The sequence below is a fragment of the Clostridium beijerinckii genome, assembly GCF_018223745.1.
Classification (GTDB): domain Bacteria; phylum Bacillota; class Clostridia; order Clostridiales; family Clostridiaceae; genus Clostridium; species Clostridium beijerinckii.
This window is the reverse complement of sequence record NZ_CP073653.1, coordinates 5,720,406-5,733,700: the sequence shown is the minus strand read 5'-3', so window position 1 is coordinate 5,733,700 and position 13,295 is coordinate 5,720,406. Positions and strand designations below refer to the sequence as shown.

The following is a 13,295-nucleotide window of genomic DNA, read 5'->3' as shown; positions in this document are numbered from 1 at the left end:
ACCTATATAGTGATATATAGCTGAACTATCAGAAGTCAGCAGAAGTCATAGTAACTCCGCTAAACGCGATAGCGGATGAAGGACTGAACATTAGGAGGTTTACAACTTTGGATAAATCAAAGCAATTACAAAGAAAGCAGAAAACTCAATATAGAGACCAAGTGATGGAAGTAGAAGTGGAACTTCAAGGTAAATCAAAGGTGCGGAGTAATTCTATGGTTTTACCAAATAGAGAAAGCGTAAACGATGGAACATTTGATACTAGTAGATTACTTGAAGAAGTTCTAGAAAGAAATAATATGCTTCTAGCACTTAAAAGAGTAATTAGTAATAAAGGTAGCCATGGTGTCGATGGAATGAAGACCGATGAACTTCGTGAGCATATCAAGAAACACTGGGAAACAATTAAAGCTAAACTACTAGAAAATAGATATAATCCATCACCTGTAAGGAGAAAAGAAATATCCAAACCAGATGGTGGAATTAGATTATTAGGCATACCAACTGTACAAGATAGATTGATTCAACAGGCTATTGCCCAAGTTTTATCTAGAATATATGAACCTTTATTTTCCGAGAATAGCTTTGGATTCCGTCCTCGCAGAGGAGCACAAGATGCTATAAGGAAATCAAAACAATATATAAATCAAGGAAATAGATGGGTTATAGATATGGATTTAGAGAAATTCTTTGATAAAGTCAATCATGATATTCTTATGAGTAAACTTGAAAAGAAGATACAAGACAAAAGATTGTTATCATTAATAAGAAAATACCTCAAAAGCGGAATCCTCATTAATGGGGTTTCAGTAACAAGTGAAGAAGGAACACCACAAGGTGGTCCGTTAAGTCCATTATTAGCAAATATAATGTTAGATGAATTGGATAAAGAACTTGAAAGGCGAGGGCACAAATTTTGCAGATATGCAGATGATAATAATGTATATGTCAAAAGCAAAAGAGCAGGGCTTAGAGTAATGAAATCTATGACCAATATAATTGAAAATAATTTAAAACTTAGAGTAAATAAGGATAAAAGTGCAGTAGACTTTGTATCTAAACGAAAATTTTTAGGATTTTCGTTTTACTTCTCGAAAAGCGGAGCAGAAATAAGGATCCATGAGAAATCCATAAAGAGATTCAAGGAAAAGGTTAAATTCTATACTAACAGAAATAAAGGAATTAGCATGGAATATAGGTTACTTAAATTAAATCAAATTACAAGAGGATGGATTAATTACTATGGAATTGCTAACGCACGCGGAAGGCTAGTGGAACTAGATAAATGGATTAGAAGAAGACTAAGAGCTTGCATATGGAAACAATGGAAGAAGATTAGCACCAAGCAAAGAAATCTAGCTAAATTAGGAATTAATAAATACAAAGCATGGGAATACGCTAATACAAGAAAAGGCTATTGGAGAATTTCCAACAGCCCGATTTTGAGCAAATCTTTAAATAATAAATATCTAGAATCTATAGGATTTATTAGTCTAACACAAACATATCAAATGATGCATTAAATTCTGATGAACCGCCGTATACCGAACGGTACGTACGGTGGTGTGAGAGGTCGGAAAACAAAATAATTGTTTTCCTCCTACTCGATTGAAGTTTTGTATATATTGCATATACAAGCAATACAATTATTTTTTTAGTATTCTTGTTCTATTAAAGCCATAGGGTAATAGTAGTATAAATACCATATGAACAGTATAAAAAAGAATATTACACTATAAATTTAAGACATATCAAATAAATTATGATTGGATATCTATATAAACGCCATATAAAAGTACTTAAGTGTAATATGATTAATAAAAATATATACAGATATGGGGGAATAATGATGAATTATTTTAAGAATTAGTTTGTTATAACATATTTCTATGATTCTATATATTTTTTACTTAAGAATTTATTACTTTTTTGGCACCATGAAATAAAATAAGTATCTAATTGAATATTAAAAAAAAGAGTGCTATACTTTTTTTATATAGGGTACTATGGTACTTTATTTGAAAATCCCTGAAATATATATAAGTGATCCTCGGCTCATTAACTGTATCAGTCATTGTATTTATTGGTGTTTATGTCAATATATTATGGTGGAATTATGCTGATTCAAATGAGAAAAATGACATTCGCAAATGAATTGGAACAATTATAACAAGAGCAGATAATCATAATAAGATTTCACTTTCGTTAAATACTACTTCTGAAAAGGCATTAAATTTATCATCCTTGATAATCATAAATGAGATAGTATTGTGTGGAAAGCCTGTAGAAGAGAACGTTTATTGAAGCAGATCGGAGGTGCAAAAGTGCAAAAAAAGATATTAGTTATAGATGACGATAAAGATATAGTAAAACTTATAACAAAGAGTTTAAGCTATGAAGGATTTGAAACTATTTCGGCATATTCTGGGAAAGAAGCCTTATGTGTATTGAAAGAAAATAATATTGATTTCATCATTCTTGACATAATGATGCCTGATATGGATGGCCTTGATGTCTGCAGAAGCATCAGAAAATCTTATAATGCTCCAATTCTGTTTTTAAGCGCCCGGGATAAGGATATTGATAAAATCGTTGGGCTCGAAATAGGGGCAGATGATTATATGACAAAGCCCTTTAGTATTCAGGAGCTTAATTCCAGGATAAGGGCCAACTTCAGGAAAGTCGACAGGCTGTTTAAAGAGTGGAATGAACTTAGTCCAAATGGAGAAAAGATTGATTCTCCTCTCATTTTGAATGATAAGACTTTTGAAGCATTTCTAAATAACAAAAAGCTTAACTTATCAACAAAGGAATTTCAAATATTGTCCATGCTCATGCATAACCCCAATAATGTATTGACTCGTGAGCGGATATATGAATATGTCTGGGGAGACGAATACGGAGAATTAAATACTGTAACGGTTCATATAAAAAATATCCGTAAGAAACTTGGTCCTGAATATGATTTTATTAAAACAATTTGGGGAATTGGATATAAGTACAAGGAAAGAGAGTGATAATATGAAACTGAAAATAAAGCTTCCTTTACTATTTCTGGTTATGTTTATAGTTTTTATGGCTTCAATTGGAATCTATTTGAAGTTTATCTTTGCAGAATATTCACCTATATCTAGTTCATTACTGGATCCATCATATATAGTATTACTCCTTCCCATATTCGCTATTGCCTGTTTCATCTTTATTATTTTAATTATGTATATCCATTTTTGTATAGAAGAACCAATAAGATTACTTAATTCCAGACTAGAAAGAATAAATATTGTGCATCCATTGCCGCCACTTGCGCTAAGGAGTAATGATGAAATTGGAGACCTTTATAATCATTTTAATAATATGGAAAAGAGGCTCCAACTAGCACACAAAGAGCAAATGGATATGATTGCTGCCATTGCTCATGATCTAAAAGCACCATTAACATCTATTAATGGTTTTGCTGAACTGTTAGCCATGCAAAAGGGTCTACCAGAAAATGAAAAGCAGGAATATTATGAGTTGATTCAAAAAAAGTCAAAATATATGGCTGAACTTATCAACGACTTTGTAAGCTTCATCAAAGAGAAACTGAATTTAGAATCCATGACCGTGAAACCCGTTAATGCATCAAAATTATTTGAGAACATTGCCCTAGAATATGAACATGAGCTATCAGGATTTGACTATGAGCTTATTTACAAACATTTATTTAAGGAAAATATGATGCTTATGGTCAATGAGATTATGATAGGTCGAGTCTTTGGTAATCTATTCAGTAATGTTGTAAGATATGGAGGAAAAAATGAGTTGAAAGTGTATATGACTGGATACTCACAAGGGGCTTATGCCTATTTTGAAATTGAGGATAATGGGATTGGAGTACCGGATAAGGATATATCTTCACTATTTTTTAAATTTTTCACTGTGGATAAATCCAGGCAAATTGAAAATGGTGGGATAGGACTTGGACTAGCAAGCTGTAAATCAATTATTGAATATCATGGTGGAGAAATCTATGCATATTCTTCTGAATATGGTGGCCTGGGTATAAAGTTCAGCCTTCCACTTGTACAATGCTAATTTTATTTCTCTAAAATAAATTAAAGGTCACTGTTGGTTGAACGTAGAGAACACCGGCAGTGGCTTTTTTGCTTCCTAATACTTTATAATTTTTTACATTCTCTTTATAAAGATTTATTTTCCTTTTAGGGCAGCTTTATTTTTATATCGTAAAATTTACTTGTAGCTTAAAAACTACAAGTAAATTGATAGGAGGAAATGATATGGTAGAGAATCAAGTTCGTGGCACGGACATAGATAGGTGCCGCTATTTCGAAACATGTACTCTTATGCTTAATCAGAGAAGGATGGAAGTAATAAATATAACTAGAGAAGGAGGATACTGCAATGTCAATTGAATTTAGCCGTTGGCCAAACAACTATATGATGTCATATCAAGTAACTAAAGCTCTAGGCTTGGCAAGTCTTGGTGCTGCTGACGTCACCGAGATTTATGAAGCATGCAAAAAAATAGATCCAAATGATAAGGAAACATGGCATAGGGAATGGCTCATAACAGCAGATGCTTTGGAAAGGCATGGTAAGGAGGCAGAAGCGGTTGGAAACTGGTATACAGCACGTAACTGTTACATTCGTGCTTGCAATTACCACCGAATCGCTGAATATGCTGTGATGGATAATGATGCCGAGAAACTTCGTATATTTAGGAAAGTAAATGAACTCTTTGAAGCTGCTGGAAAGTACTTTGATGTAAAACCAGAGAAAATCCAAGTAGATTATGAAGATGTCAAGTTGGATGGGTACTTTTTCTCACCTCATTGGATAAAAGGTCCGAAGCCCACAATTTTGGCCCTCAATGGTGGTGATGAGTGGTCAATTGAGAACTATTTCTGGTTAGGACCTGCCTTTATTTCGTGTGGATATAACTTTATGGTCTATGATCAGCCTGGAACTGGTCTTTCAATGTACGAAAAAGGAAAGGGCAGAAGAGCTGACAGCGAGGCTTTTCATTCAAGAGCAATTGACTTTCTTCTAACTAGACCTGAAGTGGATCCTAACAAGATTATTGTTCATGGTGAGAGTTTTGCGGCATATGACTCCCTTAGATTTGCTGCATTCGACAACAGGATTGCTGCCGTCATCTCTGACGGAGGAACTCACGCGTTTGACTGGGAGGCAATGCTAAAATGGATGCCACCAAGTTTAGCTGCTCACGGCATGAGAATTTTGGGCGCAAAAAGCTTGGATGACTTTGCAGGAAATCCTCGTTTTGCCTACAATCTTGAGGGCGTGCTTCACCAGATAGAATGCCCACTTCTTGTGATGCACGGTGCGGAAGAGATATTGGTTCAGCCCAATCCGCTAACACAAGCTCTTAAAAATTACGAGCAGGCTGGTTCGAAAAACAAGACGTTCTTCGCCATAGAGGATAGAAGACTTGGCGGATTAGAGCACTGCCAGGTAGACAACATAAATGTGCTGCATGAGGTAGTACTGAATTGGCTTTGTTCTATTGGTCTTGGACCTTCTGCACCTAGACCAAGTGATTTCTAGGATATTTTTAAGTTAATCAGAAGGTGGAGTTTATGAAACTTACATTTATACAGGTGGAACCGTGCTTGTTAGAAAGCATATAGCGAGATATTTTAATTTAAGGATACGGAAGCTATTAAAGAAAATTTAGATGATTATTTTGAAGAATTAACTTATGTAGTAGTAGGATAGCCATTTGCCACTGTATTTAAAATATAATGATGATGAAATTCCTGTTAAGATAATTGGAATTAATGGAAAGCCTGGAACTGGAATAAAGAAAGCAATGATCACTTGTTTTTATTTAGTTCATGTTAAGTTAATTATAAATAAGGTATATCATATGCCAATTTTTAAAATTCATGATAAATTAGAAAATATTGATTTAATGGAGTTAAGTAATATCGTTAAGGAGACACGTAACTTTGAGGGCCAGTACATATTTCTAATTCTGAATGATGGAATTGAGAAACTTGGAATAGAAAGAGGAAGAAGTTGTATTAAGGCTTTCGACAGAAGAAAAATTTCTTGGAGTGTAAGTTAGTATATATTAGTGAATTAAAAAATATAATCAAATATATATTACAATTTGGTATAAAAGGAATACTTAGAGTAATAGGAACTTTGAGTATTCCTTTTTCTATTTTGAAGAGGTACTAACGATGATGAAATTATATAAAAAGGAACAACTAGAGGAACTAAAATAAAAATACTCAAAGTAAATATTAAATTAAGTAGAGGAAATAAAAATCATGTTAGGCGAAAAAGAAATAGAGCTTAAAATTGTACTGTAGTTGTACTATTTTATTTTGATAAGCAAAAAATAATAAGAAATTAAACAAAAAAATGAACAAAAGTTTTCATACTGATTCTTAAAAGGAAAGTCAAAAAAATATAGATAAATATTTTAGGAGTTTAGTGCATATATACGCTAATACTTGATATTAAATGCTAGCATCCTATATCAAAGAATTTGGATTTATAAATGTAAAAGAGATGAGGAATCAAGAGATAAGAGATAGTGTTTTTCTCTCAAATCTACCAACAAGCTATTTCAATATATGTAATTATTTGTATGAAATAGAAATTAGGCGTATAATTTAATATTATTTACAACAAGAAAGGAGGCTGTCAATAAAAAACGAATGATAACAGAAGATCATTTTTAATTATTATTAAAAGTGGACTTGCAGTGATATCAAAAAAATGAAAAGTTATGTGGGAGGAATAAGATAATGAAAAAAATAAAAGTAGGTTTTCGAAATAAAAAATCTAAAAGTTTACTTATTGGAGCAATTGCACTTATTTCAGTAATTACTGCAGGTAATTGCCAATATTCTAGTGCTGCAGTAGTTAATAATACATCTGCAATTCAAGATGCTAGCGGAAATTCTGTTTCAGAAAAAGAAAATTATTCAATACCTGAAAAATCTAAAATAGTGATTGGAAAAACTGTTGAAGATAAGGGAATTAAGGTTACTCTATCTGATTGTTATGCAGATACTCATATGCTTACTTTTACAACACATTTGGATAGTAAAGAAAGAGGTGATTATGCACAAGAGTTGAAACCAAGTATATCTATTAATAGAAAGATAATAAATAATGAAACAAATAAATTTAAGTACGATTATATCCATAACGATGATGGAACTTGTGATATAGTGACACATATTTACTTAGACAATATAGATACAAGTCAAAATTTAAATATTTCAATAGATTATGATAGGATAGGGGTAACTAGTACATCCAATATTGACTCGTATGTAACAGGGAATTGGAAATTCAATTTTGCAATTGGCGCATCTCAAATAGACAAGCCGATTTTAGCCAAGGATATTAATCAGACTCTAGTAATAGATGGCCATGAACTATATGTGCACAATATAAAAATATTCCCATACCGAATTGAATTTACAGGAGGCAGTGATATCGATAGTTTTAGTGATACTACAGATATGGCATCATGGGAACTTACGGATGATAAAGGAAATAAGATTAAGGAATCAGATGGTCATGGATCTGATAAAAGTATAATGTTAAATTATTTTGTTGACACAACTGATATGAGAAGTGTAACGATAATCCCAAGAACTTCTTTTAATAACCCTGATACAGCATATCCTAGAAAATTTCCTACTATTAGCAATTATGATAAAGCCATTACAATAAATATAAGATAATAAGTAAAAGAAATACTTAAAGTAATAAGAACTTTAAGTATTTCTTTACTTATTTAGGATAATTATCATGAGAAAAAGATTAAGTATATTATTGAAAATACTTTAGATTTGGATTATATAAATAAACTAATTTCGCAGTGAGGAATATCCAGTGTTCATATAAGTTAATAATATGTTTTTCATATTTGAATACTAAAATACAAATAAGCTTCGAGGAGTATATTTCTATAGCTATAATTACATATAGATTAAGCATTTGAATTCTAAGTAGATAAAATAAAATTTTTATAAATTAAATGTTGTGTATATTGTATAGACAAGCAATACAGTATATATTTTTCTAGATAAGATTATGGAAATTTAGACTTTGTATAAGGTAATTGAGGTATAAGAACCATACTAATGATATAAAAAAGAATACTAAAATAAGTATTACGTTTGGATAAGCAATTTATAAGCAGATTATATTACAAATGCCATATAAAAGTATTTGAATAGAATATAAGAACAAGAAAGTAGTTATGACAACATATATAATAGTGTGCTAAGATTGAATAATAAGATAGTAATGTATTACAATAATGTTATTGCAACTATTGAAATCGTATAATAATTAGAGGATGATTAAAAATGAAAGTTGATCTAAGCAAAATTGTTAATAATAAAAAAATCACACCGATAGAAGAACAAGTATTAGAATATATAATCAATAATATTGATAGTGTAATGGATCTTGGCGTTAGAGGGGTTGCTGCTGAAAACTACACATCTACATCAACTATTATGAGACTTTCAAAAAAATTAGGTTTTACAGGATTTATAGATATGATTTATAATATAACACCACTAATAGATGGTGGTGGCACGGGAATTATAGAAGAGTCAGAAGCATTAATAGGTACTGATATTAAGTTTTTATCTAAATATACAGATGAGGAAAATGTAAAAAGGTTTATAGAAATATTAGCAAGTGGAACCAAAAAGTATATTTTTATTTATGCAAGAGGCTACTCTGAAATCACTGGAGAATACTTTAACAAAAAGCTGCTTGGGGTAGGGATAAAGAGCATATTAATAGATTCTAAGGGGAGTTTTGAAAATAATCTAGAAGACATGGAAACATTAATAGTAATATCAAAGTCTGGAGAGACTAAAGAAGTATTAGATAAGGTTCAAGTGGCGAAGAAGAAAAATAAAGTAGTAATTTCCTTCACAAAGGAAGTAGAAAACAGTATTTCAGCTCTTTCGGATATTTCATTTAAGATATTTGATATGCATAAATTAGATGACAGTAATGTGCTGCCTAACTCGTTTTTTGCAAATATGCTTATGTTTATGGAATACTTAATCTACAGATATTATCAAGAAACAAGAAAAGAAAATAAATAGTCAAATTAAGAAACCTGTTATCTTTTAAGCTAACAGGTTTCTTAATGCTTGCAATCTATTTCAATTAAATGAAAACGTATATATAATGAGCCTATGGATGACACAATAATTGATAAGAGGTGGAATATATGAAGGATAAAATTATGAATGCTATGCAAAGATTTTCTAAGGCTATGTTTATTCCAGTATTAATACTTCCGATTGTAGGTATATTAATAGCTTTTGGAAATATTCTCACAAATACCAAATTAGCAGAATATGCACCGTTCTTAAAGAATAGTGTGATATTTGGATTTGGAAAAATATTATCAGGATCCTTGGTTCCTATACTATCAAACCTTGGAATAATATTCTGTGTTGGTTTAGCTGTAGGACTTGCGAAAGAGAAAAAAGCAGAATCAGGTTTCACATCAGTATTAGTATATTTAATATTTAATAATGCCATGAATATTTTCTTGAGTTTATCAGGGAAGTTAGTAAATCCAGATAATTTAAGAGGTTCTGGTCAGGCGATTGTACTAGGGACTCAAGTTTTGGATATGGGAGTTTTTTTAGGAATAATTTTAGGTATAGTGGTAGCGTATTTTCATAATAAATATTGCAAGAAAGAATTTAATGGAGCATTTCAAATATATGGGGGTTCAAGATTAGTATTCTTAATATTAATTCCAGTAGTTGTTGTATTAGCTGTTATACTTTCTTATGTTTGGCCATCAGTACAGTGGGGAATATCAAGTTTAGGATATTACATACAAAAGAGTGGTAATTTTGGAGTATTTATGTATGGAACACTAGAAAGACTTTTAATACCAACAGGATTGCATCACTTGGTATATACTCCATTCTTATATAGTCAGCTTGGAGGAATAGAGACTATAGGGGGAAAGGCGATAGAAGGAGCAAGAAACATTTATTTTGCACAAATTGCAGATCCTTCAATTAAAGTTTTATCCAGTACAGTTATATGGGATGCTAGAGGATTATCAAAGATGTTTGGATTAGTAGGAGCGTGTTTAGCACTTTATCACACAGCTGATGCTGATAAGAAAAAGAAGGCTAGAGCGATTCTTATACCAGCAGCAGTAACTTCAATAATAGCAGGTGTTACAGAACCTATAGAATTTTCATTCTTATTTACAGCACCAATATTATTTGGGGTACATGCAGTTTTAAGCGGTCTTGGAATGGTAACTTTAAATATATTAAACGTAAGGGCTATAGCACCTAATGGATTTATAGATTTCTTACTTTATAATTTACCATTAGGTATAGAGAAAACAGGTTGGCCAATGTTTATTTTAGTAGGTGTAGTGCAATTCACAGTTTACTATGTAATATTTAGATTTCTAATAGTTAAGCTTAACTTAAAGACTACTGGAAGAGAAGAAAGTAATGAAGAAGTTAAACTTTATACTAAGCAAGATTATAAGGATAAAGTAACAGGAGGCCAAGGGTCTGGAGATAAAGAATCAACATCAGGAAATGAAGCACTTGTAATAATAGAGGCCCTAGGAGGAAAGGAAAATATTAAAAAAGTAGATAACTGTTTCACAAGACTAAGATTAATCCTTGATGACACATCAAAAGTTGATGAAGCTACATTAAAGGGAACAGGAGCTACAGGAGTAGTTAAAAAAGGAGAAAATGTTCAAGTAATTTATGGATTACATGTAACTAGAATAAGATCTATAGTAGATGAAGCACTAGGAATTGTAGGAGAATAATAATATAAATTGTAGAAATATTTGAAGAATAATATAAATTAAAGGAAAGAGGTAATATATATGAAAAAACATTCTATTGTTATTGCAGGAGGCGGAAGCACATTCACTCCAGGAATAGTTATGATGCTATTAGATAATCTACACCGTTTTCCAATTAGAAAATTAAAATTATATGATAATGATGCTGAGCGTCAAGGTGTCATTGGTGAAGCTTTAGAAATTGTATTAAAAGAAAATGCACTAGATATCGAATTTTCTTATACAACAGATCCTAAAGAAGCATTTACAGATGTTGATTTCTGTATGGCCCATATACGTGTTGGAAAATATGAAATGCGTGAGAAGGATGAAAAGATTCCTTTAAAATATGGAGTGATTGGTCAAGAAACTTGTGGAGCAGGAGGAATTGCTTATGGAATGAGAAGTATAGGAGGTATGTTAGAGTTAATAGATTTGATGGAAAAATATTCACCAGACTGTTGGATGTTAAATTACTCTAACCCAGCATCAATTGTTGCTGAAGCCTGCCGTAGATTAAAACCAAATTCGAAGGTATTAAACATTTGCGACATGCCGGTTGGAACACTTCGTCGTATGGCTGGTATTGTGGACTTAGAACCAAGTGATTTGGAAGTTAAATACTTTGGATTAAACCACTTTGGATGGTGGACTAGCGTTAAAGATAAACAAGGTAATGATTTAACAGACAGAATTAAAGCTTATGTTGCAGAAAATGGCTACTTAACAGTAAAAGAAGTAGAAACACAACATACAGATCCAAGCTGGCAGGAAACTCATAAAAAAGCAAAAGATTTATTAGCAGTAGATCCAAGATTTTTACCTAATACTTATTTAAAATACTATCTATATCCTGATTATGTTGTAGAACATTCTAATGCAGAATATTCTAGGGCAAACGAAGTAATGGATGGAAGAGAAAAAGATGTATTTAATGCAGCACGTGCTATCACAAAGGCAGGAACAGCAAAAGGCGGAGAATTCCATATTGATGCTCATGCAACTTTTATAGTAGATTTAGCTAGAGCAATTGCCTATAACACACATGAAAGAATGCTATGTATAGTAGAGAATAAAGGTGCTATTTCTAATTTTGATTCTACAGCTATGGTTGAAGTTCCATGCATTGTTGGAAGTGATGGGCCAGAACCTTTAGCACAAGGAGAAATTCCACAATTCCAAAAGGGATTAATGGAGCAACAAGTATCAGTAGAAAAATTAGTTGTTGAGGCATGGATTGAAAATAGCTATTTGAAATTATGGCAGGCACTTACTTTATCTAAGACTGTACCAAGTGCTAGAGTTGCTAAATTATTATTAGATGATCTTATTGAAGTTAATAAGGGCTATTGGCCGGAATTAAAGTAGGAGTATGTATGTTTAAGAATTTGTTTAATAAAAATAAGAATAAAGTATTTTATGCTTTTGCTAATGGTGTAAGTGTTGACCTAAGTGAGGTTAATGATGAAGTGTTCTCACAAAAAATGATGGGGGAAGGAGTTGCGATTAAACCAAGTGAAGGAAAAATATATTCACCTTGTGATGGAACGATAGCGGCAGTTATGAAGGAAAGTAAGCATGCTGTTGGAATAAGGACCAAAGATGGAGTAGAATTTCTAATTCACGTGGGAATTGATACTGTAGCTCTAAACGGAGAAGGTTTTGAACTATATTGCGAAGAAGGAAACGCAGTAAAAAAAGGTGATCTTCTTTTAAGCTTTGACAGAAAATTTATTAAGGAAAAGGGCTTAGACGATATTACTATGCTGGTAATATCAGAACTTAATAATCATAAAATTGTGGATATTCATATTGATTTGGATATGAAGGTAAATGAGATAATCCTACTAGAGTACAACTAGTTTGTTAAAGATACAATAAATTAAAATGATAAATTATGAAGGTTGATTTAAATGATCTAGAGTATAATATGCGAATATATGCTCTAGATTATTTTTTATTCTCTAAGATTATAGTTGTTAAATAATCCTTTGTATAAATCAATATACTGGCAAGAGAGTCAAGTCTATATACTGGAGTGACTTACGAAAGTGATAATGTTTATATAATATAAAAAACAAAATACGAAAGAAGTCGAGAGATTTTATAATTTTTATGCTATATTTTTACAAAAAATGTAAAACAAGTGTGATATTGTATGTAATGTATAAATCGTAATTACATTATATACATTACGTAGAATGGGGGGATACGATGAAAGATGCTACCATAATGCTCAGAGTTACAACAGAACAGAAGCTAGCTATAAAAAGAATGGCTAGAAAGCAAGGAATGACTATTACAGAATTTATGCTATTTAATATGATGAAATCGATTAGTGAATCTGAATTATCTGAAATAAATGGAGATATTAATTTGAATTTAGAATCCAAAAAATAGTAAGTTGATCTTGAGTTTTACCTGCTTGTAT

General features: G+C 31.6%; 11 protein-coding genes. All 11 read left to right on the top strand.

All coding sequences use genetic code 11. From position 1 onward, the window contains the following. Positions 1–107: 107 nt before the first annotated feature. The 11 genes from ltrA to KEC93_RS25240 all read left to right on the top strand — a co-directional run bounded on the left by ltrA (position 108) and on the right by KEC93_RS25240 (position 13,264). Positions 108–1,523, top strand: coding sequence for a group II intron reverse transcriptase/maturase (gene ltrA / locus KEC93_RS25290; RefSeq protein WP_077870066.1), 1,416 nt, complete (start codon positions 108–110; stop codon positions 1,521–1,523). Positions 1,524–2,324: 801 nt separating this feature from the next. After that, complete coding sequence (locus KEC93_RS25285) at positions 2,325–3,017, top strand: response regulator transcription factor (protein ID WP_077310227.1); 693 nt, start codon at positions 2,325–2,327, stop codon at positions 3,015–3,017. A 4-nt stretch (positions 3,018–3,021) separates the two neighbouring features. Further along, positions 3,022–4,074, top strand: a complete 1,053-nt coding sequence (locus KEC93_RS25280) for a HAMP domain-containing sensor histidine kinase (protein WP_077855403.1) — start codon at positions 3,022–3,024, stop codon at positions 4,072–4,074. A gap of 327 nt (positions 4,075–4,401) precedes the next feature. Continuing rightward, positions 4,402–5,568, top strand: a complete 1,167-nt coding sequence (locus KEC93_RS25275) for an alpha/beta hydrolase family protein (RefSeq protein ID WP_077855404.1) — start codon at positions 4,402–4,404, stop codon at positions 5,566–5,568. A 175-nt stretch (positions 5,569–5,743) separates the two neighbouring features. After that, positions 5,744–6,091 (top strand): DUF2326 domain-containing protein, encoded by a 348-nt coding sequence (locus tag KEC93_RS25270; protein ID WP_077855405.1) that lies wholly within the window; start codon positions 5,744–5,746, stop codon positions 6,089–6,091. A gap of 691 nt (positions 6,092–6,782) precedes the next feature. Then, positions 6,783–7,733: a DUF4179 domain-containing protein gene (locus tag KEC93_RS25265; RefSeq protein ID WP_077855406.1), complete on the top strand. Its 951-nt coding sequence runs from the start codon at positions 6,783–6,785 to the stop codon at positions 7,731–7,733. Between the two features lie 630 nt (positions 7,734–8,363). Then, a complete protein-coding gene (locus tag KEC93_RS25260; RefSeq protein ID WP_012061169.1) occupies positions 8,364–9,122 on the top strand; it encodes a MurR/RpiR family transcriptional regulator in 759 nt (252 codons plus the stop codon). 128 nt (positions 9,123–9,250) lie between these two features. Then, positions 9,251–10,846: a PTS transporter subunit EIIC gene (locus tag KEC93_RS25255; protein ID WP_077855407.1), complete on the top strand. Its 1,596-nt coding sequence runs from the start codon at positions 9,251–9,253 to the stop codon at positions 10,844–10,846. A 60-nt stretch (positions 10,847–10,906) separates the two neighbouring features. Beyond that, positions 10,907–12,232, top strand: coding sequence for a 6-phospho-alpha-glucosidase (locus KEC93_RS25250; protein WP_077868157.1), 1,326 nt, complete (start codon positions 10,907–10,909; stop codon positions 12,230–12,232). Positions 12,233–12,240: 8 nt separating this feature from the next. After that, complete coding sequence (locus tag KEC93_RS25245; protein WP_012061166.1) at positions 12,241–12,726, top strand: PTS sugar transporter subunit IIA; 486 nt, start codon at positions 12,241–12,243, stop codon at positions 12,724–12,726. A gap of 352 nt (positions 12,727–13,078) precedes the next feature. Further along, positions 13,079–13,264, top strand: coding sequence for a plasmid mobilization protein (locus KEC93_RS25240; RefSeq protein ID WP_012061165.1), 186 nt, complete (start codon positions 13,079–13,081; stop codon positions 13,262–13,264). Positions 13,265–13,295: the final 31 nt, after the last annotated feature.

Coding starts and splice junctions, on each gene's coding strand:
- KEC93_RS25280 (WP_077855403.1), top strand. CDS start 3,022: ATGAAACTGAAAATAAAGCTTCCTTTACTATTTCTGGTTATGTTTATA.
- KEC93_RS25275 (WP_077855404.1), top strand. CDS start 4,402: ATGTCAATTGAATTTAGCCGTTGGCCAAACAACTATATGATGTCATAT.
- KEC93_RS25265 (WP_077855406.1), top strand. CDS start 6,783: ATGAAAAAAATAAAAGTAGGTTTTCGAAATAAAAAATCTAAAAGTTTA.
- KEC93_RS25260 (WP_012061169.1), top strand. CDS start 8,364: ATGAAAGTTGATCTAAGCAAAATTGTTAATAATAAAAAAATCACACCG.
- KEC93_RS25255 (WP_077855407.1), top strand. CDS start 9,251: ATGAAGGATAAAATTATGAATGCTATGCAAAGATTTTCTAAGGCTATG.
- KEC93_RS25250 (WP_077868157.1), top strand. CDS start 10,907: ATGAAAAAACATTCTATTGTTATTGCAGGAGGCGGAAGCACATTCACT.
- KEC93_RS25245 (WP_012061166.1), top strand. CDS start 12,241: ATGTTTAAGAATTTGTTTAATAAAAATAAGAATAAAGTATTTTATGCT.
- KEC93_RS25240 (WP_012061165.1), top strand. CDS start 13,079: ATGAAAGATGCTACCATAATGCTCAGAGTTACAACAGAACAGAAGCTA.